Here is a 25,577-nt window from a genome sequence, read left to right on the forward strand (position 1 = left end):
ACAAGATGAAGGCTATTGCGGGCTTTTTCAAGCCCGCTGGTGATCGGACCTGCCGACCAACCTTATTTTGAGCTGCTTATTTTAAGCGGGCCGCTGGTTGATCACTTCATCGATCAACCCGTACTCACGCGCCGCATCTGCACTCATGAAATTATCGCGGTTGGTATCGCGCTCGATTTCTTCAAGAGTGCGCCCGCTATGCTTGGCCATCAGCGTGTTGAGACGCTCACGAATGAAGAGGATTTCCTTGGCATGGATTTCGATATCCGAGGCCTGGCCCTGGAAACCGCCCAGTGGCTGGTGAATCATCACACGCGAGTTCGGCAGGCAGTAACGCTTGCCTTGGGCACCGGCCGTCAGTAGAAACGCGCCCATGCTGCACGCTTGACCGATACAGGTGGTCGACACGTTTGGCTTGATGAACTGCATGGTGTCATAGATCGACATGCCCGCCGTCACCGAACCGCCCGGCGAGTTGATATAGAGATGGATGTCCTTGTCCGGATTTTCCGCTTCAAGGAACAGCAGTTGCGCACAGATCAGGTTGGCCATGTAGTCCTCTACCGGACCAACCAGAAAGATCACTCGCTCCTTGAGAAGGCGCGAGTAGATGTCATAGGCGCGTTCGCCACGAGCAGACTGTTCGACAACCATCGGGACCAGGCCGCCTGCGGCCTGGATATCAGAGTTCTGCTGAATATACGAATTACGGAACATGCTCTGCAGTCACTCCCAAATAGTTATGTCTTGAATACGCATAAGCCAGCACGAAGGCTGGCTTATGGTGTGTACTTCTTACCGCAAGAACAATCAGTCGGCTTGTGGAGCTTCTACCGGCTTGACCGCTTCTTCGTAAGAGACCGATTTGTCGGTCACGCTAGCTTTCTGCAGAACAGTATCCACAACTTGTTCTTCCAGCACAACCGAACGGACTTCGTTCAGTTGCTGGTCGTTCTTGTAGTACCAAGACACAACCTGCTCAGGCTCCTGGTAAGCCGAAGCCATTTCCTGAATCATCTCGCGAACGCGGGCTTCGTCAGGCTTGAGGTCGAATTGCTTGACCACTTCGGCCACGATCAGACCCAGCACAACGCGGCGCTTGGCTTGCTCTTCGAACAGCTCGGCCGGCAGTTGGTCAGGCTTGATGTTGCCGCCGAACTGCTGAACAGCCTGCACGCGCAGACGGTCGACTTCGTTGGACAGCAGAGCCTTTGGCACTTCGATCGGGTTGGTGGCCAGCAGACCGTCCATAACCTGATTCTTGACCTTGGATTTGATCGCCTGACGCAGTTCGCGCTCCATGTTCTTGCGAACTTCGGTGCGGAAGCCTTCCAGACCAGTTTCCTTGATGCCGAATTGAGCGAAGAATTCTTCGGTCAGCTCTGGCAGTTTAGGCTCGGAAACGGTGTTCACGGTCACGGTGAACTCAGCGGTTTTGCCTGCCAGGTCGAGGTTCTGATAGTCCTCAGGGAAGGTCAGGTTCAGAACGCGCTCTTCGCCGGCTTTAGCGCCGACCAGACCGTCTTCGAAGCCAGGGATCATGCGGCCGGAACCCAGCACCAGCTGGGTGCCCTTGGCGGAACCGCCAGCGAACACTTCACCGTCGACTTTGCCGACGAAATCGATGTTCAGTTGGTCTTCGTTCTGAGCAGCGCGATCGGCCACTTCGAAACGGGTGTTCTGCTTGCGCAGGACTTCCAGCATCTTGTCCAGATCGGCATCAGCCACGTCAGCGCTCAGGCGCTCAACGGTGATACCTTCGAAACCGGCAACGGTGAATTCAGGGAACACTTCGAACACGGCAACGTATTCCAGGTCCTTGCCAGCTTCCAGGGATTTTGGTTCGATCGACGGCGAACCGGCCGGGTTCAGCTTCTGCTCAACCACAGCTTCGTAGAAGGAAGACTGGATCACGTCGCCTACCGCTTCCTGGCGAGCGTCAGCACCGAAACGGCGCTTGATTTCGCTCATTGGCACTTTGCCTGGACGGAAGCCAGCAATCTTGGCCTTTTGGGCAGTCTGCTGCAGACGCTTGTTGACCTGAGTCTCGATGCGCTCAGCCGGCACGGTGACGCTCATGCGGCGCTCAAGAGCAGTAGTATTTTCAACAGAAACTTGCATGGATATTCCTCGTTGCACAGACGTTAGCCGGCCGTTTCCGACCCCAGAATCAAGGGCATGCATTCTAGTGGGTCAAACTCAAGAAGTCACCCTACTGAAAACGGGTAAAAAAGCAGCAGGCAATTTATAGGTGCGAAGGCACGAATGCACTTCGCCCCGATGGCAATTACAGCCAGTCACGCCAGGGCTCTGCGCCAACCCTTCTATATATAGAAGAGACTGCCAACATTCTCCCTGACAGCCGATCTTGCGAGCAAGGCCGGCGGACAGCGCGGCATCATCGAGAAACATAAATACGACGAAACGCCCCGCCGCTGCGACCCGGAACCTGCGGCCACTGAAACAAAAAAGGCGCCAGACTGTTAAATCTGGCGCCTTTCGAAATATGGGGTGGACGATGGGGATCGAACCCACGACAACGGGAGTCACAATCCCGTGCTCTACCAACTGAGCTACGCCCACCATATTGCGTTACAAAGAATGAACAACTTCTTTGCTGAGCCCCAACTATGCCATCGGCATGAGAGAAGCTTTATTTGGTGCGGATGAAGAGACTCGAACTCTTACGCCTCGCGGCGCTGGAACCTAAATCCAGTGTGTCTACCAATTCCACCACATCCGCGGATTGAAGCTGTTAAAGCAAAGGCGCCAGACCGTTAAATCTGGCGCCTTTCGAAATATGGGGTGGACGATGGGGATCGAACCCACGACAACGGGAGTCACAATCCCGTGCTCTACCAACTGAGCTACGCCCACCATATCGCGTTACTTGTGCCAAAGCTGCCTAATGGCGCACCCGGCAGGACTCGAACCTGCGACCATCCGCTTAGAAGGCGGATGCTCTATCCAGCTGAGCTACGGGCGCCTTGTTAGCTGTAACCTTGAAGGACTACAAACTAAGTGCTTTTCAGCCTTGCAGAACTTCGATTCTGCTAGACCTTCTCAACCAGTGCTAGGCTGTGCCCGACAAGTGCGACGAATAGTATAGAGCGCCCCGAAGGTCGTCAAATCCTTTTTAAAAAAAATTCATTTAATTAAAGGGCTTAGAGGAATTTGCAGACCAAGCGCCTTTGCCCTCACCTCATGACATGCGAGAATGCGTTCTCTTTTTTTCCCCTCTCGATGGTTAATCACGCGCAATGACTGCACAACTAATCGACGGCAAATCGATCGCCGCCAGCCTGCGCCAGCAGATCGCCAAACGAGTCGCCGAGCGTCGCCAGCAAGGCTTGCGCACACCCGGCCTCGCGGTGATCCTGGTCGGCAGCGATCCTGCCTCTCAGGTTTATGTCTCGCACAAGCGTAAAGACTGTGAAGAGGTCGGCTTCCTTTCCCAAGCCTATGACCTGCCTGCCGAAACCACTCAAGAAGCACTGACCGATCTGATCGATCGTCTTAACGACGACCCGGCGATTGACGGCGTTCTGCTTCAGCTGCCTTTACCTGAACACCTGGACGCCTCCAAATTGCTGGAGCGCATTCGTCCTGACAAGGATGTCGACGGCTTCCACCCTTATAACGTCGGCCGTCTAGCCCAGCGTATTCCGCTGCTGCGTCCGTGCACTCCTAAAGGCATCATGACGTTGCTGGAAAGCACCGGCACCGATCTGTACGGAATGGACGCGGTCATTGTCGGGGCTTCCAACATTGTTGGCCGTCCGATGGCGATGGAACTGCTGTTGGCCGGTTGCACCGTGACCGTTACCCACCGTTTCACCAAGGATCTGGCGGGCCATGTCGGTCGCGCCGACCTGGTGGTGGTTGCCGCCGGCAAGCCGGGCCTGGTCAAAGGTGAATGGATCAAGGAAGGCGCGATCGTGATCGACGTCGGCATCAATCGTCAGGAAGACGGCAAGCTGGTCGGCGACGTGACCTACGAAGCCGCCCTGCCCCGCGCTGGCTGGATCACTCCGGTACCGGGTGGCGTTGGCCCGATGACCCGCGCCTGCCTGCTGGAAAACACGCTGTACGCCGCGGAAACACTGCACGGCTGAGTTCACGCTGGCTTGCAACGCCGCATAAAAGAACCCCGCCCATCGCGGGGTTCTTTTTGCACGCATAAAAAGCTCGACCATCCGCCGGAAAAGCCTGTTTTTCTCAGGTTCCGAGGCACTATCACCTGAACATCGAACAACCATCGACAGTTCTTCAGCCATACTCCTAAAATGCGTCGTTTTTCAAGGAACAGCCCGTTACAAAACGGTATATCCACCCTTTATGAGTCCGCCAGCGTGAAAATCCGTCTTTCTATCCTGAGCCTATTTTTTGCATTTACAGGGACTTTCACCACGCCAACGGTTAACGCAGCAGAAACCACCGCGGCACCCCGAGACATTTCACAACTGAAGATCGCTTCCGGCAGCGCTTTGCTGATGGACATGCAAACCAACAAAGTCATCTATGCCAGCAACCCTGACGTCGTAGTACCAATCGCGTCCGTCAGCAAACTGATGACCGGCCTGGTGGTGGTAGAAGCCCGGCAAAACATGGACGAATACCTTTCCGTCAACATCAGCGACACCCCGGAAATGAAAGGCGTGTTTTCCCGAGTCAAACTCAAAAGCGAATTGCCGCGCCGAGAGATGCTACTGATTGCGCTGATGTCATCGGAAAACCGGGCTGCCGCGACGCTGGCCCATCACTATCCGGGCGGTTATGTCGCGTTCATTGCCGCCATGAACGCCAAAGCCAAAGCGCTGGGCATGACCAGCACCCACTTTGTCGAACCGACGGGCCTCTCTCCGCGCAATGTGTCCACCGCCCGCGACCTGAGCAAATTGCTGATCGCCGCACACAAGTACCCGCTATTGACTCAGCTGAGCACCACCAAGGAAAAAACCGTCAGATTCCGTAAACCCAACTACAGCCTGGGCTTCCGCAATACCGATCATTTGGTCAACAAGCCCAACTGGGACATCAGGCTGACCAAGACCGGTTTCACCAACGCAGCGGGGCATTGCCTGGTACTGGTCACCCACATGGGCGACCGTCCGGTTGCACTGGTGATCCTCGATGCCTTCGGCAAGTACACGCACTTTGCCGATGCGAACCGGATTCGCAGCTGGATGGAAACCGGCAAGAGCGCCAACGTGCCGTCCGTCGCCTTGCAGTACAAGTCCGACAAGAATCTCAAGCATCGCCAGAGCGGCGTGGTTGAAGCATCGAAATAAGGTCGAAACGCCTCCAAACGGTCCACAAAAAAAAGCCCCGAATATTCGGGGCTTTTTTGTCCGGATTAATCATTGGGCAACGGCATCTGATCGTCATCCGGAATGCCATCCCCGGCACTCGGGTCTTTCCAACCCTGCGGATGCTTCGTCGGCACCACTGTCGGCCTGGCCAACGGGTCCCTTAACGGGCTGTCCGGATCCATCACCGGATCCACATCTGCTTCGGGGGTTGTTGGAACACTGTCTGGAGGATCTGGACGCTTGTCGTCGAAGCTCGAATCGGTAGACATATGCACCTCACATTAGGACTTGGGTTTCAGATCGCCAAGTGGATCGTAAGGCTTCGCCGGGGCCTTCTTGCCCTCCTCACCCGGCTTTATATCCCTGGGCGCCTTGGCGGGCCCGATGGGATCGACCTGAGGATCGGCAACGTCCGGAGAATCGGGGTCGAACCCCAACTCAGTATCGGACGAATGCTCAGACGAGTGCGGGCCGGTGGGGGTATTGGAATGTGCCATGGCGCCTCCTGTTCAGGGTCCCGGAAAAATCCGGGCCCTCTACTTGAGACTTCAGCATAGCGTGGCGGTGCCATGCCGATGACGAGCGGAAACTTACTTCGTGGTCAGCGCCTTCTTCGCCCGGGCTGCCGCCTGCTCCTGACCTGACTGGGCAAGATCGCTCGCCGCTTTCAGCCAGCGCTGCTGATCGACATTGGCCGGAATCTGGTCCGGCTTCTGGATCAATATGGCCCAACCGCCGGCATTCTCGAATGCTGATTCAAAGGAACTGAACCCCATCAGCAACCGACGATCCATCCCGGCGCGCAGCAGCACGGTCTGCTTCTGACGGTTGTAACCGGCGAGAATGGCGTACCGGGGCTCCGCCCAGAATGCCGAGCCTTCGGTGAAGCGCACCATTACCGGATAACCGGCCGCAACCTGGGTCAGCAGCGCCGGCAAATGGCTGTCGAGGGGATAGACCACCATCCCGTACTCGCGCGCGAGGTTCTGCATGTTCTGCTGCAAGCGATCTTCGGCACCCGGCAAATGCAGAGGTTTGTCGAGCAACCCCGGGGTTATCACGATGCCCTGCCGGGACAGCAGGCTGGCCAGCACTTGGGGCCCGCTTTGATAACTTTGCCCTCGGTAAAACGTACCGCTGAGTTCGACCCGCTCTGGCAGACGCTTGATCTCAGGCGCCACGCTCCCCGCACAACCAGCCAGGCCGGCGATGCAGCCAACGATCAGCACCAAAGATCGAATTCGAGAAAATACCCGCACCATCATCACTCTCTTGTTCAGACGCCAGGCAATCGCACGCCTGGCTTTGCCGTCGATCATAGGATGTCGCGCTGCAGCGGTATAGCCTTAACCGGCAGTTGATTGCATTCGATAGAGCGAACTGGTTGGTGACAGGCGACCTTTGGTCAATTGTCTGAAATACAGCAGCGGCTAAACTGTCCTTTACCAAGGATGAGTGTGTGCCCGATGCAGGGCAAAGAGGAGGCACTGATGAGCCTGACAATGACCATTGCAATGTTGATTTCCGGCTGGCTGGCCGTGGCCACCGCCATGCTGTGGGGCGTTTTGCGTATTACCCGCCGACACCATCGCCACCCGGTTCAATCGGCGCCTGTGGCGAAAACCGGTCAGCCGGCTGCCCACCCCGCCACTGCGCACTGATTGGACATGTAGGAGCCAGGCTTGCCGGCGAAGGCGTCCTCAAGAACGCCTTCGCCGGCAAGCCTGGCTCCTACGAAAAGCGGTTCATTGGCCGCCTGGACTCTTTCGAGTTCAGGCGGCCGTTTCGTTTAACGATGGTTAAGCTTCAGCGGCGATGCGCTTCTGCCTGGCCCGACGCGACAGCATGTTCAAGCCTTCGATCGTGGCCGAGAACGCCATGGCCGCGTAGACGTAGCCTTTCGGTACGTGGGCGCCAAAACCTTCGGCGATCAGCGTCATGCCGATCATGATCAGGAAGCCCAGCGCCAGCATCACTACCGTCGGGTTGTCGTTGATGAACTTGGCCAGAGGGTCGGCCGCCAGCAACATCACCAGTACCGACACCACCACCGCGATAATCATGATCGGCAAATGCTCGGTCATGCCGACAGCGGTAATGATGCTGTCGATGGAGAACACCATGTCCAGCAGCAGGATCTGACCAATCGCAGCGGCAAAGCCCAGGGTCACGGTCGAGGTAGCCGACTTCGGATCATCTGGCGCCGGGTCCATGCTGTGATGGATCTCGGTGGTCGCCTTCCACAACAGGAACAGGCCACCGGCAATCAGGATCATGTCCTTCCAGGAGAACGCGTGGCCGAGAATCTCGATCACAGGCTCCGTCAACTGGACGATGAACGCGATGGTGCTCAACAGTGCCAGGCGCAGGATCAACGCCATGCCGATACCGATGCGCCGCGCCTTCTGGCGATGCTGTTCGGGCAGCTTGTTGGTGAGGATCGAGATGAAGATCAGGTTATCGATGCCGAGCACGATTTCCATCACCACCAGCGTGGCCAGGGCGACCCAGGCAGTGGGGCTTGCAGCAAGTTCTAAAAGGTATTCCATGGGTCAGTCCTGACTCGTTGTAGACGGTTTAGATTTCCTGGGACGAAGATTCGGGTTTGTCCGTCTCTTTGGCCGGTTGTTCTTTCTTGCTGATCAAACCGCTCGTGGCATCGCTAAGCGCTTGCTCGGCCGCTTTATGGGTATCGTCAATCGCCTGTTTGGCGGTTTCGGCGGCCTTGCCCATCAATTGCTGAGCGCTTTTCTCGGCCTGGTCGCAACCGGCCAACACCAGTAAAGACGTGATCAGCAGTGCCGTGGTTTTAAGCTTCATGATGCTTCCCTCAAATAGAACAGACAGAACCGGAAAGGCGATCCGTCGATAGCGAGGCATTCTAAGGAAGCAAACACTTCAGGAAAATTCGTATTTTTAGCGGCTATACTTCGGTTTTAACGAATCGTCCTACAACAGCTTCTACGCATGAAAATGTGAACAAGGGATTTCACCAACATGTTGAATTATCGACAGCTGCATTACTTCTGGGTGGTGGCCAAGACCGGCAGCATCGTGCGCGCCTGTGAGCAACTGAACCTGACGCCACAGACCATCAGCGGGCAGATTTCCCTGCTCGAGCAAACCTATGGCATCGAGTTGTTTCGTCGGGTCGGCCGGCAGCTGGAACTCACCGAAGCCGGGCGTCAGACCCTGCCCTACGCCGAGCAGATGTTTCAGCTCGGGGGCGAACTGGAGTTGATGCTGCGGGCGCAGCCCAATGAACAACAAATCCTGTTTCGGGTAGGAGTCGCCGACGTAGTGCCCAAATCCATCGTCTATCGCCTGATCGCTCCGACCATGGAGTTGAGCGAGCCCCTGCGTATCACCTGTCGCGAAGACAAACTGGAACGCTTGCTTGCCGACCTGGCGATTCAACGCCTTGATCTGGTGATCTCCGACAGCCCGATGCCCTCTAATCTGGACATCAAGGGCTACAGCCAGAAACTCGGTGAATGCGGCATCAGCTTCTTCGCCACCTTTGATCTGGCCGCGCGATATGGCCAGGACTTCCCCCGCAGCTTGCACGGCGCCCCGTTGCTGATTCCCGGACCGGAAACCGTGGTGCGTAGTCGCTTGCAACGCTGGTTTGCCGAACAGCAGATCCAGCCGAGGATCGTCGGCGAGTTCGACGACAGCGCCTTGATGCAGGCCTTCGGCCAATCCGGCAGCGGGATATTCATCGGCCCGAGCGTGATTGCCGACGAAGTGAAACGCCAATGCGACGTGGAGCTGATCGGTCAGACCGACGCGGTGCGCGAGTCGTTCTACGCCATCTCGGTGGAACGCAAGGTCAAGCACCCCGGCATTGTCGCCATTACCGAAGGTGCCCGACGCGAGTTGTTCGTCGAGATGTGAGGCGTCAGGCGTAGATTTCGCGAGGTTTGAAGGTCATCAGCGCCATCGCCAACAGAATCGAGACCAGGATAAAACCAGCCGCCGCGAAACCCAGTCCGCCCAGGCCCACACTGTCGATCACCCGCCCACCGACCATCGCGCCCAGACCGATTCCGAGGTTGGCCCCGGCGATGTTCAGCGATGCAGCAAAGGCCGGAGCCTCAGGCGCAGCCTTCATCAGGCGCACGTGACTGACCAGGAACAGCGCGGCCTGAGTCACGCCCCAAATCCCCATCGCTGCCGCCAGACCGAGGGGCGAATGAATGTTCGGCACCAACGCCACCATGCCCGCGATCATGAAGGCACAGAACGTCACTGAAGCGATTAGCGGATGCCGATCCACCGCGCGACCGCCCAATGAATTGCCGATCAAGCCGACCGCACCGAAGCCCATCAGGCACCAACCGACCACCGTGCCGTTGAAACCGGCCAGCCGCTCAAGAATGTCCGCCAGGTAGGTGTAAGCGGTGAACATGCCGCTGAACACCAGGATCGATAACAGCACATGCCCCAGCATCAACGGGCTACGCAGGATTCTGAACTGCGAACGGAAGCTCACTTGATGCTGGTGCAGGTTGGTTTTCGGCAGGTAGATAAACAGCAGCAACGCCTTGGCAAACGCGATGACCGCCAGAATGCCGAAAGCACTGCGCCAGCCGAACGCATCGGAAATCAGCGTACCCACCGGAATGCCGAACACCGTGGCGCAGACAATGCCGAAACCGATCTTGGAGATGGCCCGCCCGGCGTAGTCCGGTCCGACGATGTCCACTGCGGTTTCACTGGCCAACGCCCAGAACACCGGCAACCCCAGCGCCGGAATCAACCGGGCGATGGCCATCACCCCGATGTTCGGTGCCAGCGCCGCCAGCGTGTTGGCCAGGCCGAACATGATCAGCACGCTGATAAACAGTTTGCGCCGTTCAAACCTTGCAAAGTATGCGGTCAGGAAAGGCCCGAAAGCAGCCACGGTAAAAGCGAACAGGGTCACCAGCAAACCCGCTTGAGGGATGCTGACGTCCAGATCACGGGCGATTGCCGGCAACAGGCCGACGATGATGAATTCCGTGGTCAACACCGTAAAACCGGCGGCGGACAACAGAAGAATGGGCAACAGCATGCAGAAACTCCAGGAAAACGACGACACCAGCGACAGCCCGAAGGCTCACTGGCAGAACTTGAAAATGAGGATGGCGAAGCTTAACAGAGTGTTTCCGGACGAGGTTGCACGAACCTGCAAATCGCGTTGAGCAATCGGGTGGCAGATCGTCACAGGTCTGAAGGATCACGGCTACGCTGTGATAAAGTCCGCGGCCCTCGGTACTTATACTTTGCTCATCGGCCATTGATTGGCATTGATGTAGCGACCCTTCGGTTCCCTCCATGTGGCCTGCCCGGCTTTTTGCTGCATGAGCAGAACCCTGCACCCTAATAAAATCAGAGATGCCGTTATGACCGCTTCATCCCCTTCTCTCTTGCAACGCCTGAAACGCAGCAGCCTGGTCACGCAAATCATCATCGGCCTGATCGCCGGGATTGCCTTGGCGCTGTTCGCGCCTGAGCTGGCCAAGTCCACCGCCTTCATTGGCAAAGTGTTCGTGTCGGCGCTCAAGGCTGTCGCGCCGATTCTGGTGTTCGTGCTGGTCATGGCCTCGATTGCCAACCACAAGCACGGCCAGGAAACTCATATCCGGCCGATTCTGTTTCTGTATTTGCTGGGCACTTTCGGGGCGGCCGTGGTGGCGGTGATCGCCAGTACACTGTTCCCGTCGAGTCTGGTGCTATCTACTCAGGATGTTGCGATAACCGCACCGGGCGGCATCAGCGAAGTACTGCAAAGTCTGTTGCTCAGCGTGGTCGACAACCCGGTCAGCGCACTGATGAACGCCAACTTCATCGGCATTCTCGCTTGGGCGATCGGCATGGGTGTTGCGATTCGCCATGCCGGCGAGACGACGCGCGAAGTACTGGGCGATCTATCCAATGGCGTGACCTTGATCGTGCGTCTGGTGATTCGCTTTGCGCCGCTGGGGATCTTCGGCCTGGTGGCCTCGACCCTCGCCACCTCCGGTTTCGGCGCCTTGATCGGTTATATGCATCTGCTGGCCGTGTTGCTGGGCTGCATGCTGTTCGTAGCGCTGGTGATGAACCCGGCCATTGTGTTCTGGAAGCTGCGTCGCAACCCGTATCCGCTGGTACTCACCTGCCTGCGCGAGAGCGGTATTACCGCCTTCTTCACCCGCAGTTCGGCGGCGAACATTCCGGTCAACCTGGAGTTGAGCAAGCGCCTGGGCCTGCACGAAGACACTTATTCGGTGTCGATCCCGCTCGGCGCCACCATTAACATGGCCGGCGCCGCGATCACCATTACCGTGCTGACCCTGGCTGCCGTGCACACCCTGGGCATCGCCGTGGATATTCCGACGGCCATCCTGCTCAGCATCGTCGCGGCAATCTGTGCCTGTGGCGCCTCGGGCGTGGCCGGCGGTTCGCTGTTGCTGATTCCGCTGGCGTGCAGCCTGTTCGGCATCCCGAGCGAAATCGCCATGCAGGTGGTGGCGGTCGGTTTCATCATCGGTGTGTTGCAGGACTCGGCGGAAACCGCGCTGAACTCCTCCACCGACGTGCTGTTCACCGCGGCCGCGTGTCAGGGTGAAGAACTGAAGACCCAGAAAGCCCGGGAAGCTCAGCGCTTGGCGTAACAACGCCCCTGTAGGAGCCAAGCTGGCGCGGAACCTGTGGGAGCGGGCTTGCTCGCGAAGACGGAGTGTCAGTCGACATCATCGTTGCCTGATACACCGCCTTCGCGAGCAAGCCCGCTCCCACATTTCGCAGGCAAGCCTGGCCCCTACAGGAGGTAAAACGAAAAAGCCCGCCAAGGCTTACACCTTGGCGGGCTTTTTTGCGCCTGGGCGGTTTAGAACGCGCCCATGTAATCGCGCTTGCCCACTTCCACACCGTTGTGACGCAGCAGTGCGTAAGCGGTGGTGACGTGGAAGAAGAACTGCGGCAAACCGTAGCTCAGCAGGTAAGCCTGGCCAGTGAAGCGTTTCTCTTTAGGCGTGCCTGGACGGGTAACGATCTCGATGCCTTCCTTGCCGTCGATCTGCTCGGGCTTGATCTCGCCGATGAAGGCCAGGACCTTGGCGATCAACGCTTGCAGTTCGGCGAAGGTGGTTTCGGTGTCGTCATATTTCGGCAGTTCGACTTCAGCCAGACGCGCCGAAACGCCTTTGGCGAAATCAACGGCGATCTGCACCTGACGTACCAGCGGGAACATGTCCGGGTACAGACGGGCTTGCAGGAACGCGTTCGGATCAATGTTTTTCGCGGTAGCGTGGGCTTCGGCCTTGCTCAGGTTATTGCTCAGGGCATTGAGCATTTGCTGGAAAACCGGAACGGAAGCGGCGTACAGGGAAATAGTCATGGTGGTCTCGTGTGGTGACAGGAGTAAAAACGTGGAGCGATTATAGCCATGCCCGACCGCCCTGCGGCTTGTCTTTTATCCTGCAAGGATTAGGCTAGGCGGCTTCGACTGCATGCTTCGACTGCATAGGGAAAAGCGCGATGAGCACTGAACAAGAAACGACCTGCGACGAACCGCGGCTCAACAGCACGGAAATTCGCATTCTGGGCTCGTTGATCGAGAAACAGGCCACCAGCCCGGAAACCTATCCGCTGACGCTCAATGCGCTGGTGATTGCCTGCAACCAGAAAACCAGCCGCGAACCGGTGATGAACCTGAGCCAGGGCCAGGTCGGCCAGAGCTTGCGCGTTCTGGAAGGTCGTGGTTTTACCAGACTGGTGATGGGCAGCCGTGCCGACCGCTGGGAGCATCGGGTCGACAAAGCGCTGGAACTGGTGCCGGCGCAGGTGATTTTGACGGGGCTGTTGTTCCTGCGCGGCCCGCAGACGGTCAACGAACTGCTGACCCGCAGCGGCCGCATGCATGACTTCGAAGATGCCGAGCAGGTGGTGCATCAGCTGGAACGCCTGATCGCCAGAGGTCTGGCGCTGTTGATTCCACGTCAGGCCGGCCAGCGCGAAGACCGTTACATGCATGCGCTGGGTGATCCGGCGGATATCGACGCGATCCTGGCTGCCCGGCAGAATCCGGTGGAGCGTGGCACCAGTGGCGGTGTGTCGGTTGAGCGAATCGAAGAGCTTGAAGCGCGGATTGCGGCACTGGAAGAGCGACTGGCACGTCTCGAATAAATAGCCAGAGGGCGGACCTCTGTGGCGAGGGGGCTTGCCCCCGTTCGGCTGCGAAGCAGTCGTCAATCGATGACTGTGTTTTTTTCTGAAGTAATACACTGAGTGGTTTTGGGAGCGCTTCGCGCTCCAACGGGGGCAAGCCCCCTCGCCACAGGTCCGTGTTCACTCCAAGTTGCTACTCGCCATCCCAATAATCCACGCCATCAGCCTGCCTGGCGACGGCGACGAAGCCCGAAGCATTGCCCTCGGCATCGACCTTGAAGTCGTCCATCACCACGTATTTGCCGGAATCCGGGTATTCGCAAATGTCCGGTGATTGCTGGCTACTGACCGCCAGATAGCGCAATTCGCCGTTGCTGGTGTTGATGATCTGGTGCGCAGCTTCAGGACCGCCCGCCGGGCAGGCGATCACGTCGCCGGCGCGGATCGGAAAGCGTTCGGCGCCAAGGCGAACCTCCCCTTCCCCGGCCACGATGTAGAACATCTCTTCATTAACCCGATGGCTATGAAAAGGACTGCCGCGCATGCCTGGCTCCAGGGCGTACAACCGATAACCCAGCTTTTGCGCGCCCAATTGCTGGCCGATGCGGGCAAAGCGTTGTTGGTAGCGGCCGGCAGCGTCTCCGGTGGGAGCAAATTCTTCGGGCAGCGGTAAAAGTTCGGCCTGATCCAGGTTGAGAATGGCGGGATGCATGAAAACCTCGGTCACGGTGGCTGGAGAGCAAGTCTGCGCTTGCTGGTGGCCAGTATAGGCGGGGGATATTCGCGGGCAAGTGAATGGGGATTGGCAGGAGACCGAGTCGCAACAATCGCGAGCAGGCTCCCACAAAGGTCAGCGCCGACGGTCTGTCAGTCCTATTGATGCAAGATGTGCCGGCCCCTTCGCGAGCAAGCCTGCTCCCCCAAGGTCAGCGCTGAACCTGTGGGAGCGGGCTTGCCCGCGAAGGGGCCGGTACTGACGACAAATAATCGGGATGATCAGCTCCGGGCAAACGCCACAGCTTTCTGGAACTGTTCATCGGTCGGCCGCACGCCGGTGTACAGCACGAACTGTTCCAGCGCCTGGATCGCAATCACTTCCAGCCCGGTGATCACCCGTTTGCCTTCGGCACGACCGCGCACGATCAACGGTGTTTCCGAGGGGATCGCCACCACATCGAAGACAGTTTCAGCGGCAGCAATAGCGTCAGGCTCGAACGCCAGTTGATCCGCTTCGGGCCCGCCGGTCATGCCGATGGGCGTGACGTTGATCAGCATTTGCGGGCGTTGAGTGCCCAACTCCGCCTGCCAGTGATAACCCAACGATTCAGCCAAAGCACGCCCGGCACGCTCGTTGCGGGCCACGATCAGACCATTTTTGTAGCCACCATCACGCAAGGCACTGGCCACAGCCTTGGCCATGCCGCCACTGCCGCGCAGGGCAAAAGTCGAATCCTTGGGAACCTGATGGGTTTCAAGCAACTGGGCAATGGCGATGTAATCGGTGTTGTAAGCCTTGAGGTGACCGTTGGTGTTGACGATAGTGTTGATCGATTGAATAGCCTCAGCCGATGCATCCAGCTCATCGACCAATGCGATACAAGCTTCCTTGAACGGCATTGACACCCCGCAACCCCGGATTCCCAAGGCGCGGATGCCGCCAACGGCGCCCGGCAAGTCCTGGCTGCTGAAGGCTTTGTAGTAGAAATTCAAGCCCAGTTGTTCGTACAGATGGTTATGAAACCGCAGGCCAAAATTGCCGGGGCGCCCCGAGAGTGACATGCACAGCTGAGTGTCTCTGTTGGGGTTCATCTGCATTGGAATCTCCTTCAATAGCACTTTCGGATGGACGGGATTAGCCACTCCACCGGTTCTGATTGATCATAAAAGCCAGTCTGCACCTGGCACACAGCCGTAAAGAAGCCGGTACAGACCTTACACAAAATTTACCCAACGGCTGTGCTGATTTTCAAAAAAATGCTGTCTTAGAAGTATCCCCGCGACAACTTGTGTCTATTGCAGACGCGAGCGCCGGGTCGAAGAACCGAGGACTTATCATGATCCGTAAAATCCCCACAGTAGCCTTGCTGATCGGTGCTCTCGCTATCGCAGGGCAGGCAGAAGCAGGTGGTCGTGGTCATGGCGGCTGGGAAGGTCCGGCTGTGTTTGGTGCGATCGTCGGCTCGGCAATCATTGGCTCAGCAATAATCGGCCGCGACCGTCCAGTGTATGTGGAGCAGCCGGTTTACGTGCAGCCACAGCCGGTGTACATACAGCAACCGCCACCGGTCTACTACCAACCAGCCCCGGTGTACGTGCAACAACCCATCTATTACCGCCCTGCACCGGTTTACTACGGGCCGCCACGCGGTTACGGCCCACCACGCGGCTATTACGGCCCTCCCCATGGTTATTATCGTGGCGACCGCTGGTAACACGCTCATCAGGCCCCCCTTAAAAGCGGGGCCTTTTTTGTGACCATTGGCAGGAGGAGGTCTGAATAAATCTCGCCAAGGTCGCTGTCGAGACAGTACCGACCGGTAAAGTTGGTCATATTTATGTCATGTCAGGTCCGCAAGCTTGGATCTGTCCGTAAACAACAGGTTGATAAAAACAAGGACGACCTTCATGCCCACACAAAACCCGCATCGCATTGTCGGCTTGTGCACTTCCGGCAAGGTGTACAACGCACTGACCGAACTCAAACACCTGGAAGGCCATCGCAGCGCAAAATTCCTCTCGCTGCTGGCAGAAAACCTGGTGCGCAAAGGCCTGCTCAATGAGCAGGAAGTGGTGCATATGCTCGATCTAGTGGTGGATTGACCGCAGAACTCATTGGCATCAATGACGACTATCGAAAGCGTTGATTGTCCGTTCAAGCGTCCAATCCGTAAGGTAGCTCCATAGATTAATGGAGGTACTTATGGCTCAGGTTCAGATCATGTCCGTCATCGGCAGCGCCGTTCCCGCACAGCTCAGAGCGCGAGGATTGCTTGCCTGTTGGTATCTGGTGCAGGACGGCGAACCGATCAGCGGTCCGCTCACTTCGCTTCCCGCCGCCCAAGCCCTGTCGCAACGTATCGGTTCAGGCCAGCTCAGTGCTTAAGGCAACTGAACCCGCGGCTTGGCATCGACGAAAATTGCCCAGCTCGACACGAACAACGCAGCAATCAACGGCCCGATGACAAAACCGTTCAGGCCGAAAATCGCCAGGCCACCCAGGGTCGAGATGAGGATCAAGTAGTCGGGCATTTTGGTGTCCTTGCCCACCAGCATCGGCCGCAAGACATTGTCCACCAGGCCGATCACAAATATCCCGAACAACACCAGCACCGTGCCCTGCCAGATCGCCCCGCTGAGCAGGAAGTATGCCGCCACTGGTATCCAGACAATCCCCGCTCCCACCAACGGTAACAGCGACAGAAACGCCATCAACACCGCCCAGAGCAAAACGCTCGGGATACCCAGATACCAGAAGATAAAACCGCCCAACGCACCTTGTGTGATCGCCACCACCACATTGCCCTTCACCGTGGCCCGCACCACACGATTGAACTTGAGCTGCAAGCGGCGCTTCTGGTTATCTTCCAGCGGTATGGCCGCACGTACTTTGCGCGCCAGTTCGGAGCCGTCCCGCAGGAAGAAAAACAACAGATACAGCATGACGAAGAAGCCCACCACGAATTCGAACGTTCCCTGACCAAAACTGAACGCCTTGGTCGCGACAAACTGGCTGCCTTGCATAGTGCTCTTGATGATTTTTTCCCGTAGCCCGGCCAGCTCGCCCATGCCGAAACGATCGAGCAAGTTTTGAACGTACGGCGGCAGGCTTTGCTTGAACTGTGACACATACCCGGCAATGTCCAGTTCGCCGCTTTCGATTCTGCTGTACAGCGACGCGCCTTCCTGAACCAGCAAGGTACTGATGGTGATCACCGGCAAGATGGCGATCAGCACACAGAGAATCAAGGTGCACAAGGCCGTCAGGTCGCGTGGCCAGCCGAACCTCAACTGCAACTGATGCTGCAAGGGCGCAAACAGAATGCCAAGGATGACCGCCCAGAACACCGCGCCATAGAACGGCAGCAGAATCCAGATAAAGGCGATGCTCACCAGCGTCAGCAAGACCATCAACGATGTGTTTTGCAGTTTCGTTTCGTTCATGTCCGATCCATGTCAGTGCGCAGGGGCGCCGTTTGCGCGTCCTGATATTTAGTCCGCCACGGCTCGCGCGAGTGCCATCCGTTTATTCATCAAGCATAGATCCAGATCAATAAACCCCGCGGGCAAGCCGCTTACCCTTGCCGGCTTTTGCGATCGACACTGCCATGACCAGCGCCATGACGCTCACGCCCCCGGAACTGCTCGCCCCTGCCGGCACCCTGAAAAACATGCGTTATGCCTTCGCCTACGGCGCCGACGCGGTGTACGCCGGCCAGCCGCGCTACAGCCTGCGGGTGCGCAACAATGAATTCGATCACGCCAACCTCGCGCTTGGCATCGCCGAGGCCCAGGCTCAGGGCAAGCGCTTCTATGTGGTGGTGAACATCGCCCCGCACAACGCCAAGCTCAAAACGTTCTTGAAGGATCTGGAACCGGTGATCGCCATGGCGCCGGACGCGCTGATCATGTCCGACCCGGGCCTGATCATGCTGGTGCGCCGGCACTTCCCGCAGATGCCGATCCACCTCTCAGTGCAGGCCAACACGGTGAACTGGGCCAGCGTCGAGTTCTGGCAGCAACAGGGCTTGAGCCGGATCATCCTGTCCCGCGAACTGTCGCTGGAAGAAATCGCCGAAATCCGCCAGCACGTCCCGGCGATGGAGCTGGAAGTGTTTGTGCACGGCGCGTTGTGCATGGCCTATTCCGGGCGCTGCCTGTTGTCGGGCTACATGAACAAGCGCGACGCCAATCAGGGCAGCTGCACCAACGCCTGTCGCTGGAAATACTCGGCGACGCCGGCCAGGGAAAATCAGCTCGGTGAAATCGTTCAGCAGTTCCGGCCCGAACCGACCTTGGGTATCGGTGCGCCGACCGATCAAGTGTTCCTGCTGCAAGAAGCCAATCGCCCTGACGAACTGATGCCGGCATTCGAGGATGAACACGGCACGTACATCATGAACGCCAAGGACCTGCGTGCCGTACAGCACGTCGAGCGCCTGACGCAGATGGGCGTGCACTCACTGAAGATCGAAGGCCGGACCAAATCGCACTTCTATTGCGCGCGCACCACCCAGGTGTATCGCCGCGCGATCGATGATGCGGTGGCTGGCCGGGCGTTTGATCGCAGCTTGATGACCGATCTGGAATCCCTGGCGCAGCGCGGCTACACAGAAGGCTTTCTGCGCCGGCATGTGCATGACGAATATCAGAATTACCAGAACGGCAGCTCGGTTTCAGAGCGCCAACAGTTCGTGGGCGAGTTGACCGGTGAACGCCGGGATCGACTGGCCGAGGTGCGGGTGAAGAATCGATTTGGTCTGGGCGATCACCTGGAACTGATGACGCCCCAAGGCAACTTCCACTTCGATTTGCATCAACTGCAGAACGTCAAAGGCGAGGCGATTGAAGTGGCGCCGGGGGATGGGCACACGGTGTATTTGCCGATTCCGGATGAGGTGGATTTGCGTTTTGGGTTGTTGATGCGGGATGTCAGCGTGAGTTAGATAATTTGAGCGCCGAGAACCTTGTGGGAGCGTGGCTTGCCCGCGAAGAATGCACCGCGGTTTTTCAGGTATTACGTGTCATCGTTCTTCGCGGGCAAGCCACGCTCCCACAGATTCTGCGTCTTAACTTACCGCTATTAGGGCAAGCCCCCTCACCACAGCAAGCTGCTTCACCACAAATGGTCAGGCAAACTCCTCGCGCAACATCGCCACAAACGCCTCTCGCGCCGGGTGAACCCCGGCGTTTTCATGCCAGTAAAACAGGTTGTCGATAGCCGTCAGCTCGGGGAACTCATACCCCGCGCACCCCGCCCCTTTGGCGTACTGATCGAAGATCCCTTTAGGCACCAGCGCGACGCCGGCCCCGGCGCTGACGCAGCCGACAATCGCGCCATAACTGGCCAGGCTGACAATCGGCAACGCCTGCCCTTGACGCAACAACCAATGTTCCAGCGCCGCCCGATAAGGACAACCCTGAGGCCACATGAAGACGGTCTTGTCCTGCAAATCGGCGATATCGCGCACCGGCCCCAACGACGTCGACGCAATCAGCAGAAGCTCTTCGCGGTACATCGGCGTGCGCTTGAGATGTGAACGCTCGACATCCACCGCGACGATCGCGCCGTCGAGCCGGTGATTGAGCGTGTCATCGAGCAATTGCCCCCAACTGCCGGTGGTCAGTTCCAGCGCAACGCCGGGATAGCGCTTGTGAAACTTGGCCAGTAAACGCGGCAATCGACCGGTCGCGGACGATTCGATAGCGCCGATGCGCAGCGGCCCGGATGGCTCGGCTGAGGGATCCAGTGCGCGTTTGGCTTCAGCCGTCAGCGCGAGAATTTTCGAGGCGTAAGCCAGAAAGGTCTGCCCCGCCGGGCTGATTCGTAACCCTCGGCCTTCGCGCAGAAACAACGCGACACCCAGCTCGGTTTCCAGCGACTTGATGCGCGCTGTGATGTTCGACGGCACACAGTGCAGCAACTCAGCCGCCCGGGCGATGCTGCCGACGTCGGCGACGGTCTTGAACATGCGAATCTGCGCCAGCTCCATACATCACCTAAAGTGAATAGTTGGCGCAGTATAAGTCAGTTGTGGCGAACGGTCAGGCTTCCGATACTCGGTGCATACGCCCACAGGTGCCCGACCATGAAGCCACTCACACCCTCCTCTCATCTCTCCGTCAAAATCATTCTGGCGATGGCGTTTGTCGTCGCCTGCTGGGGGTATTCCCCGACCGGTATTCATATCGGTTTGCAGGCCTATGACCCGGGGCATCTGGCGCTGCTGCGGTTTTTGGTGGCATCGGTGTTCATGGCGGTGGTCGCCGTGTTCCGAGGCATCCGCCTGCCTAACCTGCGCGACTGGCCGTTGCTGATCGTGCTCGGTTTCTTTGCCGTGAGCCTGCATCACGTCGCACTGAATTTCGGCCAGCAAGGGGTCAGCGCCGGGGCGTCCAGTGTGCTGGCGCAAACCACGCCGTTGTTCAGCACGCTGCTGGCGCGTTTCGTATTCAAGGACCGAGTGAGCGTGTGGCGCTGGGGCTGCGTGTTGCTGGGTTTGACCGGCGTGGTAATTGTGGTGGCCGGTGATCATGGATTGGGGAGCATCGACGCTCGCGGCTTGCTGATTTTGCTGGCGGCGGTGTCTTGGAGTTTCTACTTTGCCTTGCAAAAGCATCAAACCGGGCGCTATGACGGGTTGACGCTGGTCTGCTACACCGTCTGGTCGGGGACGGCATTGTTGCTGGTTTATCTGCCGGGACTGGCGAGCGAAATCGTCAGCGCGCCGCTTCATGTGCAATGGGCAGTCGTTGCATTGGGCGTGTTTCCCAGCGCCCTCGCCTACCTGGCCTGGGCGTTTGTGTTGACTCATGTGGACTTGAGCCGGGCGACGATGACGATGTATCTGATTCCACCTACTGCGATGGCCATTGCGTCTGTTGGCTTGGGCGAGCAGCCGACGTTGATGGTGGTGGTGGGTGCGGTGGTGGTCCTGGTCAGTGTGTTGGCGTTGAATCTGGAGCGGCGGTTTTTTGGGATTCAAGTGGCCAGTGTTTGATCGCTGATTGGTGTTGCTGCGTTTGGCGCCTTCGCGGGCAAGCCTCGCTCCTACAGGTGATCTCCGATGTTCATGAGGTCACTGTGGGAGCGGGCTTGCTCGCGAAGGCGATGTATCAGGCGACATCAATGTTGATTGTGCCGCCGTCTTCGCGAGCAAGCCCGCTCCCACATGGATTGCGCTTAACTTACCGGCATTAGGCACATCGGCCGGGTTTCGTTTATCGCCTGTCGTCGGACAATGGCGTTTCTTCATCCGGCGCCGGAATGTCGTCATCCAGATCCGGGTCCAGAGCAGGGTCCCTCCAGTCTTCTGGACGATCAACGTCCGTATCGGTCGGGTCTCGCGAAGGATCCATGCCGGGTGGTGCATCGTGATCCATCGACGGATCGTCCCTATCGGGAATGGGTCTGTCAGGGTCGTTATCGGAAGTTCCACCCTGAAGAATTTGCTCGTAAGCCATGACGCACCTCACTGATGAGGTCCAGCGAATCTGGGCCGTACAGGTTGGAAACGAGCCTGTAAAAGGGGTGCTATCGAGGAGACAAACGGCGGCTACCGATCAGCCGAAAAGCGGTCGCGACTGTTAGTCAGGTGCAACCACATCGCCGCCCGCGCCGCATCCGGATCCTGGCGCTTGATGGCGTTGAGAATCGCCTCGTGTTCGAGGTTGGCGAGTTGCCCGAGCTTGCTCAAATCCGCCGACCCACGCTCGGCGGCATTGACGCGGGTCCGGGGGATCATGGCGCTGCCCAGGTGTTGCATGATCTCGGTGAAGCACACGTTGCCGGTGGCTTCGGCGATCAGCAGATGGAAGCGTTTGTCCGCCTCGACGCAGCTGTCGTTGTTGGCCAACAGGCTTTGATAGTCATCCAGCGCTTCACGCATCTGCGCCAATTGCTGGTCTGTGCGACGCACCGCTGCCAGCGCGGCGGCCTGGGTTTCCAGGCCCATGCGCAACTCCAGAATACTGCGCACGCCCAGCGCGGTATCGACGTTCAGTCGCAGCCCCTGATCCGGTGCACGCTCGAGGACAAAAGTACCGATGCCGTGACGGGTTTCCACCAGCCCCGAAGCCTGCAACTTCGAGATTGCCTCGCGCACCACCGTGCGACTGACGCCGTGTTCCTGAACAATCGAGTTCTCCGACGGCAGCTTGTCCCCCGGAACCATCTGGCCGAGCAGGATGCTCTGGGTCAGTTTGCTCACCAGATCATGGGCAAGGTTATGGGCACGCTTGCGCGCGGGTGCGTCGATGTCTTCTTGCATGGTGATTTATCCGTAAAGCAGGTATCCGGATCGTAGCACTGCGCTCGCCTCCCGGTGATCGGAATCTCAACAAAATGCCGCCAAACTTGTATGACAACACTCAATAAACATACTAAAACAGACGATTTTAACTATCGAATCCAGGCGCTCCGTCCCGATAAATAAAAAATTGGCGACTGAACAGACCACGGCATAGCCCAACAAATACGCCACACAAACCCGCAAAACGAATAAAAACCCTGCCCCCTAGCACCATTTCGTTGAGAGACGACACTTGCCGACTAAAAAAATCTAGTTGTATGATGTCTATCAACAACGCAGCACCCAGCCACACCCCGCATAAAAATAACGAGTGGGAGAAAAGCAGTGAATACATCCATATCCGGGATGAACGAGGGCGCCGATTCGGTCCTGAAGTCCGCCATCTCAAAAGTGAAACGCCACGTCCTGCCGCTGTTCGTGATCATGTTCATCGTTAACTACATCGACCGCGTGAACATCGGCTTCGTCCGCGCCCATATGGAACATGACTTAGGAATTGGCGCTGCCGCCTACGGCCTCGGTGCCGGTCTGTTCTTCATCGGTTACGCGCTGTTCGAAGTCCCCTCCAACATCCTCCTGCAAAAAGTCGGCGCACGAATCTGGCTGACCCGCATCATGCTGACCTGGGGCCTGGTGGCCTCCTGCATGGCATTCATCCAGAACGAAACCCACTTCTACATCCTGCGGTTTCTGCTCGGCGTGGCCGAAGCCGGTTTCTTCCCCGGGGTGATTTATTACTTCACCCGCTGGTTGCCCGGCGTCGAACGAGGCAAGGCGATTGCGATCTTCCTCAGCGGCTCGGCCATTGCGTCGCTGATCTCCGGCCCGCTGTCCGGGTTGCTGCTGCAAATCAGCGGTTTGGGCATGCACGGCTGGCAGTGGATGTACTTCATTGAAGGCATGTTCTCGGTCGGACTGTGCGTGTTTGTCTGGTTCTGGCTGGACTCCAAACCCCACGACGCCAAATGGCTGACCCTTCCTGAGCAGGACGCACTGGTCAAAGCTATCGATGACGAACAACTGGCCCGCGAAGCCGCGACGCCGATCAAACCGTCGCTGGGCACGCTGCTCAAGGATCGCCAGATCATCCTGTTCTGCGTGATCTACTTCTTCATTCAGTTGACCATCTACGCCGCGACCTTCTGGCTGCCGAGCATCATCAAGAAGATGGGCGACCTGAGCGACATTCAGGTCGGGCTGTTCAACTCGATTCCGTGGTTGCTGTCGATCGTCGGCATGTATGCCTTCGCCACGTTGTCGGCCAAATGGAAACACCAGCAAGCCTGGGTCGCCGCTGCGCTGCTGATCGCTGCCGCCGGGATGTTCATGTCCACCACCGGCGGGCCGATCTTCGCCTTCGTCGCCATCTGCTTCGCCGCGCTGGGTTTCAAATCGGCATCGTCGCTGTTCTGGCCGATTCCCCAGGCGTACCTGGATGCACGGATTGCTGCTGGTGTGATCGCGCTGATCAACTCGGTGGGCAACCTCGGTGGCTTCGTTGCGCCGACCACCTTCGGTCTGCTGGAAGAACACACCGGGTCGATTCAGGGCGGGCTGTACGGCCTGGCCGCCACGTCGATCATCGCCGCGATCATCGTCTTCGCCGCGCGCAATAAACCGAAACCCGCACCGGCCGTTGCCTTGGGCAAACCTTCGCCCCGTCACGCCTGAATACCTGCTTTTCAAGGACATAAAAATGAACACACAAGAAACCGCAAAAGCCCCAATCATCACCAGCATGCAGGTTGTTCCCGTGGCTGGTCACGATGGCATGCTGCTCAACCTGAGCGGCGCCCATGGCCCGTTTTTCACCCGCAACATCGTGATCCTCAAGGACAACGCCGGCCACACTGGCGTCGGCGAAGTGCCGGGTGGCGAGCGTATTCGTCAGACGCTGGAAGATGCGCGCGCACTGGTGGTCGGCAGCACCATCGGCACATACCAGAAGATCCTCAATCAAGTGCGCCAGACCTTTGCCGATCGCGATGCCGGTGGTCGCGGCCTGCAGACCTTCGACCTGCGCATCACCATTCACGCGGTCACCGGCCTGGAAGCCGCCCTGCTCGACTTGCTCGGTCAGCACCTGGACGTACCGGTCGCGGCCCTGCTCGGCGAAGGTCAGCAACGCGATGAAGTGAAGATGCTCGGTTACCTGTTTTATGTCGGTGATCGCAACGAAACCGATCTGGCCTACCGCAGCGAACCGGACGCCGACAACGACTGGTTCCGTGTGCGTCACGAAAAAGCCATGAGCGCCGACGCCGTGGTGCGCCTGGCCGAGGCCGCCCACGCTCGTTATGGTTTCAAGGACTTCAAACTCAAGGGTGGCGTGTTGAGCGGCGACGAGGAAATCGAAGCGGTCACCGCCCTCGCCGAGCGTTTTCCCGATGCGCGCATCACCCTAGATCCGAATGGCGCCTGGTCGCTGAAAGAAGCGGTCCGCCTGTGCCGGGATCAACATCACGTTCTCGCTTACGCCGAAGACCCTTGCGGTGCGGAAAACGGTTACTCCGGCCGCGAAGTCATGGCCGAGTTCCGTCGTGCCACGGGCCTGAAAACCGCGACCAACATGATCGCCACCGACTGGCGGGAAATGGGCCATGCGATCCAGTTGCAATCGGTGGATATTCCCTTGGCCGACCCGCACTTCTGGACCCTGCAGGGCTCGGTTCGAGTCGCGCAGATGTGCCACGAATGGGGCCTGACCTGGGGCTCGCATTCCAACAACCACTTCGATATTTCCCTGGCGATGTTCACCCACGTCGCGGCGGCTGCGCCGGGTGAGATCACCGCCATCGACACCCACTGGATCTGGCAGGACGGCCAACGCCTGACCAAAGCGCCGCTGCAAATTGTCGACGGCTGCGTGCAGGTGCCGAAAAAACCTGGCCTGGGGGTTGAGCTGGACATCGATCAACTGGCCAAGGCCCATGAGTTGTACAAAGGCATGGGGCTGGGCGCGCGGGATGACAGCGTGGCGATGCAGTTTCTGATTCCGGGGTGGACGTTCGATAACAAGCGGCCGTGTCTCGTGCGGTAACCCTGAAACACATGCAATCCCTGTGGGAGCGGGCTTGCTCGCGAAGGCGGTGTGTCAGTCAAC

Annotated in this window: 28 protein-coding genes and 4 tRNA genes; 13 read left to right on the forward strand and 19 right to left on the reverse strand. The window is 58.2% G+C overall.

Annotated features, from left to right (window positions below):
- Positions 1 to 81: 81 nt before the first annotated feature.
- From clpP to F6R97_RS06565, 6 genes are all read right to left on the reverse strand, one after another.
- The gene (clpP, locus tag F6R97_RS06540; RefSeq protein WP_038982405.1) at positions 82 to 717 is read right to left on the reverse strand and encodes an ATP-dependent Clp endopeptidase proteolytic subunit ClpP; all 636 of its coding nucleotides are present in this window, start codon (positions 715 to 717) and stop codon (positions 82 to 84) included.
- A 93-nt stretch (positions 718 to 810) separates the two neighbouring features.
- Positions 811 to 2,121 (reverse strand): trigger factor, encoded by a 1,311-nt coding sequence (gene tig, locus F6R97_RS06545; protein WP_038982404.1) that lies wholly within the window; start codon positions 2,119 to 2,121, stop codon positions 811 to 813.
- 386 nt (positions 2,122 to 2,507) lie between these two features.
- Positions 2,508 to 2,583, reverse strand: a tRNA-His gene (locus tag F6R97_RS06550).
- A gap of 75 nt (positions 2,584 to 2,658) precedes the next feature.
- Positions 2,659 to 2,743: transfer RNA gene (locus tag F6R97_RS06555), tRNA-Leu, on the reverse strand.
- Positions 2,744 to 2,801: 58 nt separating this feature from the next.
- Positions 2,802 to 2,877, reverse strand: a tRNA-His gene (locus F6R97_RS06560).
- Between the two features lie 32 nt (positions 2,878 to 2,909).
- Positions 2,910 to 2,986 (reverse strand) — tRNA-Arg (locus tag F6R97_RS06565).
- Between the two features lie 274 nt (positions 2,987 to 3,260).
- On the opposite strand from F6R97_RS06565, the gene folD reads away from it, so the two are divergent.
- Positions 3,261 to 4,115, forward strand: a complete 855-nt coding sequence (folD, locus tag F6R97_RS06570; RefSeq protein ID WP_048396825.1) for a bifunctional methylenetetrahydrofolate dehydrogenase/methenyltetrahydrofolate cyclohydrolase FolD — start codon at positions 3,261 to 3,263, stop codon at positions 4,113 to 4,115.
- A gap of 237 nt (positions 4,116 to 4,352) precedes the next feature.
- Complete coding sequence (gene pbpG / locus F6R97_RS06575) at positions 4,353 to 5,291, forward strand: D-alanyl-D-alanine endopeptidase (protein ID WP_030130814.1); 939 nt, start codon at positions 4,353 to 4,355, stop codon at positions 5,289 to 5,291.
- A 65-nt stretch (positions 5,292 to 5,356) separates the two neighbouring features.
- Here pbpG and F6R97_RS06580 read toward each other — a convergent pair whose 3' ends face one another.
- From F6R97_RS06580 to F6R97_RS06590, 3 genes are all read right to left on the reverse strand, one after another.
- Positions 5,357 to 5,581, reverse strand: coding sequence for a hypothetical protein (locus tag F6R97_RS06580; RefSeq protein ID WP_080772108.1), 225 nt, complete (start codon positions 5,579 to 5,581; stop codon positions 5,357 to 5,359).
- Between the two features lie 12 nt (positions 5,582 to 5,593).
- Entirely contained in the window at positions 5,594 to 5,809 is a 216-nt protein-coding gene (locus F6R97_RS06585; RefSeq protein ID WP_038982402.1) for a DUF6021 family protein, read from the reverse strand.
- A 93-nt stretch (positions 5,810 to 5,902) separates the two neighbouring features.
- Positions 5,903 to 6,631, reverse strand: coding sequence for a lipoprotein (locus tag F6R97_RS06590; RefSeq protein WP_038982401.1), 729 nt, complete (start codon positions 6,629 to 6,631; stop codon positions 5,903 to 5,905).
- 171 nt (positions 6,632 to 6,802) lie between these two features.
- On the opposite strand from F6R97_RS06590, the gene F6R97_RS06595 reads away from it, so the two are divergent.
- Complete coding sequence (locus tag F6R97_RS06595) at positions 6,803 to 6,973, forward strand: hypothetical protein (protein ID WP_231669725.1); 171 nt, start codon at positions 6,803 to 6,805, stop codon at positions 6,971 to 6,973.
- 138 nt (positions 6,974 to 7,111) lie between these two features.
- Here the strand turns inward: F6R97_RS06595 and F6R97_RS06600 are convergent, their stop codons facing one another.
- Together F6R97_RS06600 and F6R97_RS06605 are read right to left on the reverse strand one after the other, a co-directional pair.
- The gene (locus F6R97_RS06600; protein WP_048396819.1) at positions 7,112 to 7,861 is read right to left on the reverse strand and encodes a TerC family protein; all 750 of its coding nucleotides are present in this window, start codon (positions 7,859 to 7,861) and stop codon (positions 7,112 to 7,114) included.
- Between the two features lie 28 nt (positions 7,862 to 7,889).
- Positions 7,890 to 8,132: a hypothetical protein gene (locus F6R97_RS06605; protein ID WP_048396818.1), complete on the reverse strand. Its 243-nt coding sequence runs from the start codon at positions 8,130 to 8,132 to the stop codon at positions 7,890 to 7,892.
- Positions 8,133 to 8,309: 177 nt separating this feature from the next.
- Here F6R97_RS06605 and nhaR point away from each other — a divergent pair, with 177 nt between their 5' ends.
- Positions 8,310 to 9,209: a transcriptional activator NhaR gene (nhaR, locus tag F6R97_RS06610; protein ID WP_038982398.1), complete on the forward strand. Its 900-nt coding sequence runs from the start codon at positions 8,310 to 8,312 to the stop codon at positions 9,207 to 9,209.
- A gap of 4 nt (positions 9,210 to 9,213) precedes the next feature.
- Here nhaR and F6R97_RS06615 read toward each other — a convergent pair whose 3' ends face one another.
- The gene (locus F6R97_RS06615; RefSeq protein ID WP_038982397.1) at positions 9,214 to 10,368 is read right to left on the reverse strand and encodes an MFS transporter; all 1,155 of its coding nucleotides are present in this window, start codon (positions 10,366 to 10,368) and stop codon (positions 9,214 to 9,216) included.
- 331 nt (positions 10,369 to 10,699) lie between these two features.
- Here F6R97_RS06615 and sstT point away from each other — a divergent pair, with 331 nt between their 5' ends.
- Positions 10,700 to 11,950 (forward strand): serine/threonine transporter SstT, encoded by a 1,251-nt coding sequence (gene sstT / locus F6R97_RS06620; protein ID WP_038982396.1) that lies wholly within the window; start codon positions 10,700 to 10,702, stop codon positions 11,948 to 11,950.
- A 215-nt stretch (positions 11,951 to 12,165) separates the two neighbouring features.
- Here sstT and F6R97_RS06625 read toward each other — a convergent pair whose 3' ends face one another.
- Positions 12,166 to 12,675 carry a DUF1993 family protein gene (locus tag F6R97_RS06625; protein ID WP_007901777.1) on the reverse strand — a complete coding sequence of 170 codons (510 nt, stop codon included), beginning with the start codon at positions 12,673 to 12,675 and terminating at the stop codon, positions 12,166 to 12,168.
- Positions 12,676 to 12,815: 140 nt separating this feature from the next.
- On the opposite strand from F6R97_RS06625, the gene F6R97_RS06630 reads away from it, so the two are divergent.
- A complete protein-coding gene (locus F6R97_RS06630) occupies positions 12,816 to 13,463 on the forward strand; it encodes a YceH family protein (protein WP_315866273.1) in 648 nt (215 codons plus the stop codon).
- A gap of 175 nt (positions 13,464 to 13,638) precedes the next feature.
- On the opposite strand, the gene F6R97_RS06635 is transcribed toward F6R97_RS06630, so the two are convergent.
- The gene (locus F6R97_RS06635) at positions 13,639 to 14,157 is read right to left on the reverse strand and encodes a cupin domain-containing protein (protein ID WP_038982393.1); all 519 of its coding nucleotides are present in this window, start codon (positions 14,155 to 14,157) and stop codon (positions 13,639 to 13,641) included.
- 284 nt (positions 14,158 to 14,441) lie between these two features.
- On the reverse strand, positions 14,442 to 15,260 hold the full coding sequence (locus tag F6R97_RS06640) for a shikimate 5-dehydrogenase (protein WP_038982392.1): 819 nt from the start codon (positions 15,258 to 15,260) through the stop codon (positions 14,442 to 14,444).
- 239 nt (positions 15,261 to 15,499) lie between these two features.
- Between F6R97_RS06640 and F6R97_RS06645 the strand changes: the two genes are divergently transcribed.
- From F6R97_RS06645 to F6R97_RS06655, 3 genes are all read left to right on the forward strand, one after another.
- Complete coding sequence (locus F6R97_RS06645; protein WP_038982391.1) at positions 15,500 to 15,877, forward strand: hypothetical protein; 378 nt, start codon at positions 15,500 to 15,502, stop codon at positions 15,875 to 15,877.
- 193 nt (positions 15,878 to 16,070) lie between these two features.
- Complete coding sequence (locus tag F6R97_RS06650) at positions 16,071 to 16,265, forward strand: hypothetical protein (RefSeq protein ID WP_007901759.1); 195 nt, start codon at positions 16,071 to 16,073, stop codon at positions 16,263 to 16,265.
- Positions 16,266 to 16,365: 100 nt separating this feature from the next.
- Complete coding sequence (locus F6R97_RS06655; protein WP_038982390.1) at positions 16,366 to 16,548, forward strand: hypothetical protein; 183 nt, start codon at positions 16,366 to 16,368, stop codon at positions 16,546 to 16,548.
- On the opposite strand, the gene F6R97_RS06660 is transcribed toward F6R97_RS06655, so the two are convergent.
- Positions 16,545 to 17,606 carry an AI-2E family transporter gene (locus F6R97_RS06660; RefSeq protein WP_038982389.1) on the reverse strand — a complete coding sequence of 354 codons (1,062 nt, stop codon included), beginning with the start codon at positions 17,604 to 17,606 and terminating at the stop codon, positions 16,545 to 16,547. The genes F6R97_RS06655 and F6R97_RS06660 overlap by 4 nt on opposite strands.
- A gap of 176 nt (positions 17,607 to 17,782) precedes the next feature.
- Here F6R97_RS06660 and yegQ point away from each other — a divergent pair, with 176 nt between their 5' ends.
- Positions 17,783 to 19,108, forward strand: a complete 1,326-nt coding sequence (gene yegQ / locus F6R97_RS06665; RefSeq protein WP_038983660.1) for a tRNA 5-hydroxyuridine modification protein YegQ — start codon at positions 17,783 to 17,785, stop codon at positions 19,106 to 19,108.
- 183 nt (positions 19,109 to 19,291) lie between these two features.
- Here the strand turns inward: yegQ and F6R97_RS06670 are convergent, their stop codons facing one another.
- Positions 19,292 to 20,155: a LysR family transcriptional regulator gene (locus F6R97_RS06670; protein WP_038982388.1), complete on the reverse strand. Its 864-nt coding sequence runs from the start codon at positions 20,153 to 20,155 to the stop codon at positions 19,292 to 19,294.
- Positions 20,156 to 20,251: 96 nt separating this feature from the next.
- Between F6R97_RS06670 and F6R97_RS06675 the strand changes: the two genes are divergently transcribed.
- Positions 20,252 to 21,163, forward strand: a complete 912-nt coding sequence (locus F6R97_RS06675) for a DMT family transporter (RefSeq protein WP_315866274.1) — start codon at positions 20,252 to 20,254, stop codon at positions 21,161 to 21,163.
- A 220-nt stretch (positions 21,164 to 21,383) separates the two neighbouring features.
- Here F6R97_RS06675 and F6R97_RS06680 read toward each other — a convergent pair whose 3' ends face one another.
- Both F6R97_RS06680 and F6R97_RS06685 read right to left on the reverse strand, forming a co-directional pair.
- Positions 21,384 to 21,545 (reverse strand): hypothetical protein, encoded by a 162-nt coding sequence (locus tag F6R97_RS06680; RefSeq protein ID WP_235375775.1) that lies wholly within the window; start codon positions 21,543 to 21,545, stop codon positions 21,384 to 21,386.
- Between the two features lie 173 nt (positions 21,546 to 21,718).
- On the reverse strand, positions 21,719 to 22,432 hold the full coding sequence (locus tag F6R97_RS06685) for a FadR/GntR family transcriptional regulator (RefSeq protein WP_038982385.1): 714 nt from the start codon (positions 22,430 to 22,432) through the stop codon (positions 21,719 to 21,721).
- 366 nt (positions 22,433 to 22,798) lie between these two features.
- Here F6R97_RS06685 and F6R97_RS06690 point away from each other — a divergent pair, with 366 nt between their 5' ends.
- Together F6R97_RS06690 and gudD are read left to right on the forward strand one after the other, a co-directional pair.
- On the forward strand, positions 22,799 to 24,145 hold the full coding sequence (locus F6R97_RS06690; RefSeq protein WP_038982384.1) for an MFS transporter: 1,347 nt from the start codon (positions 22,799 to 22,801) through the stop codon (positions 24,143 to 24,145).
- A 25-nt stretch (positions 24,146 to 24,170) separates the two neighbouring features.
- Positions 24,171 to 25,514 carry a glucarate dehydratase gene (gudD, locus tag F6R97_RS06695; protein ID WP_038982383.1) on the forward strand — a complete coding sequence of 448 codons (1,344 nt, stop codon included), beginning with the start codon at positions 24,171 to 24,173 and terminating at the stop codon, positions 25,512 to 25,514.
- The last annotated feature ends 63 nt before the right edge of the window (positions 25,515 to 25,577 follow it).

The organism is Pseudomonas sp. JV414, assembly GCF_032424305.1.
Classification (GTDB): Bacteria; Pseudomonadota; Gammaproteobacteria; order Pseudomonadales; family Pseudomonadaceae; genus Aquipseudomonas; species Aquipseudomonas lini.

Excerpts from the sequence above, each read along its gene's own strand:
- clpP (WP_038982405.1), bottom strand. The coding sequence starts at position 717 with ATGTTCCGTAATTCGTATATTCAGCAGAACTCTGATATCCAGGCCGCA.
- tig (WP_038982404.1), bottom strand. The coding sequence starts at position 2,121 with ATGCAAGTTTCTGTTGAAAATACTACTGCTCTTGAGCGCCGCATGAGC.
- folD (WP_048396825.1), top strand. The coding sequence starts at position 3,261 with ATGACTGCACAACTAATCGACGGCAAATCGATCGCCGCCAGCCTGCGC.
- F6R97_RS06580 (WP_080772108.1), bottom strand. The coding sequence starts at position 5,581 with ATGTCTACCGATTCGAGCTTCGACGACAAGCGTCCAGATCCTCCAGAC.
- F6R97_RS06585 (WP_038982402.1), bottom strand. The coding sequence starts at position 5,809 with ATGGCACATTCCAATACCCCCACCGGCCCGCACTCGTCTGAGCATTCG.
- F6R97_RS06590 (WP_038982401.1), bottom strand. The coding sequence starts at position 6,631 with ATGATCGACGGCAAAGCCAGGCGTGCGATTGCCTGGCGTCTGAACAAG.
- F6R97_RS06595 (WP_231669725.1), top strand. The coding sequence starts at position 6,803 with ATGAGCCTGACAATGACCATTGCAATGTTGATTTCCGGCTGGCTGGCC.
- F6R97_RS06600 (WP_048396819.1), bottom strand. The coding sequence starts at position 7,861 with ATGGAATACCTTTTAGAACTTGCTGCAAGCCCCACTGCCTGGGTCGCC.
- F6R97_RS06605 (WP_048396818.1), bottom strand. The coding sequence starts at position 8,132 with ATGAAGCTTAAAACCACGGCACTGCTGATCACGTCTTTACTGGTGTTG.
- nhaR (WP_038982398.1), top strand. The coding sequence starts at position 8,310 with ATGTTGAATTATCGACAGCTGCATTACTTCTGGGTGGTGGCCAAGACC.
- F6R97_RS06615 (WP_038982397.1), bottom strand. The coding sequence starts at position 10,368 with ATGCTGTTGCCCATTCTTCTGTTGTCCGCCGCCGGTTTTACGGTGTTG.
- sstT (WP_038982396.1), top strand. The coding sequence starts at position 10,700 with ATGACCGCTTCATCCCCTTCTCTCTTGCAACGCCTGAAACGCAGCAGC.
- F6R97_RS06625 (WP_007901777.1), bottom strand. The coding sequence starts at position 12,675 with ATGACTATTTCCCTGTACGCCGCTTCCGTTCCGGTTTTCCAGCAAATG.
- F6R97_RS06630 (WP_315866273.1), top strand. The coding sequence starts at position 12,816 with ATGAGCACTGAACAAGAAACGACCTGCGACGAACCGCGGCTCAACAGC.
- F6R97_RS06635 (WP_038982393.1), bottom strand. The coding sequence starts at position 14,157 with ATGCATCCCGCCATTCTCAACCTGGATCAGGCCGAACTTTTACCGCTG.
- F6R97_RS06640 (WP_038982392.1), bottom strand. The coding sequence starts at position 15,260 with ATGCAGATGAACCCCAACAGAGACACTCAGCTGTGCATGTCACTCTCG.
- F6R97_RS06645 (WP_038982391.1), top strand. The coding sequence starts at position 15,500 with ATGATCCGTAAAATCCCCACAGTAGCCTTGCTGATCGGTGCTCTCGCT.
- F6R97_RS06650 (WP_007901759.1), top strand. The coding sequence starts at position 16,071 with ATGCCCACACAAAACCCGCATCGCATTGTCGGCTTGTGCACTTCCGGC.
- F6R97_RS06655 (WP_038982390.1), top strand. The coding sequence starts at position 16,366 with ATGGCTCAGGTTCAGATCATGTCCGTCATCGGCAGCGCCGTTCCCGCA.
- F6R97_RS06660 (WP_038982389.1), bottom strand. The coding sequence starts at position 17,606 with ATGAACGAAACGAAACTGCAAAACACATCGTTGATGGTCTTGCTGACG.
- yegQ (WP_038983660.1), top strand. The coding sequence starts at position 17,783 with ATGACGCTCACGCCCCCGGAACTGCTCGCCCCTGCCGGCACCCTGAAA.
- F6R97_RS06670 (WP_038982388.1), bottom strand. The coding sequence starts at position 20,155 with ATGGAGCTGGCGCAGATTCGCATGTTCAAGACCGTCGCCGACGTCGGC.
- F6R97_RS06675 (WP_315866274.1), top strand. The coding sequence starts at position 20,252 with ATGAAGCCACTCACACCCTCCTCTCATCTCTCCGTCAAAATCATTCTG.
- F6R97_RS06680 (WP_235375775.1), bottom strand. The coding sequence starts at position 21,545 with ATGGATCACGATGCACCACCCGGCATGGATCCTTCGCGAGACCCGACC.
- F6R97_RS06685 (WP_038982385.1), bottom strand. The coding sequence starts at position 22,432 with ATGCAAGAAGACATCGACGCACCCGCGCGCAAGCGTGCCCATAACCTT.
- gudD (WP_038982383.1), top strand. The coding sequence starts at position 24,171 with ATGAACACACAAGAAACCGCAAAAGCCCCAATCATCACCAGCATGCAG.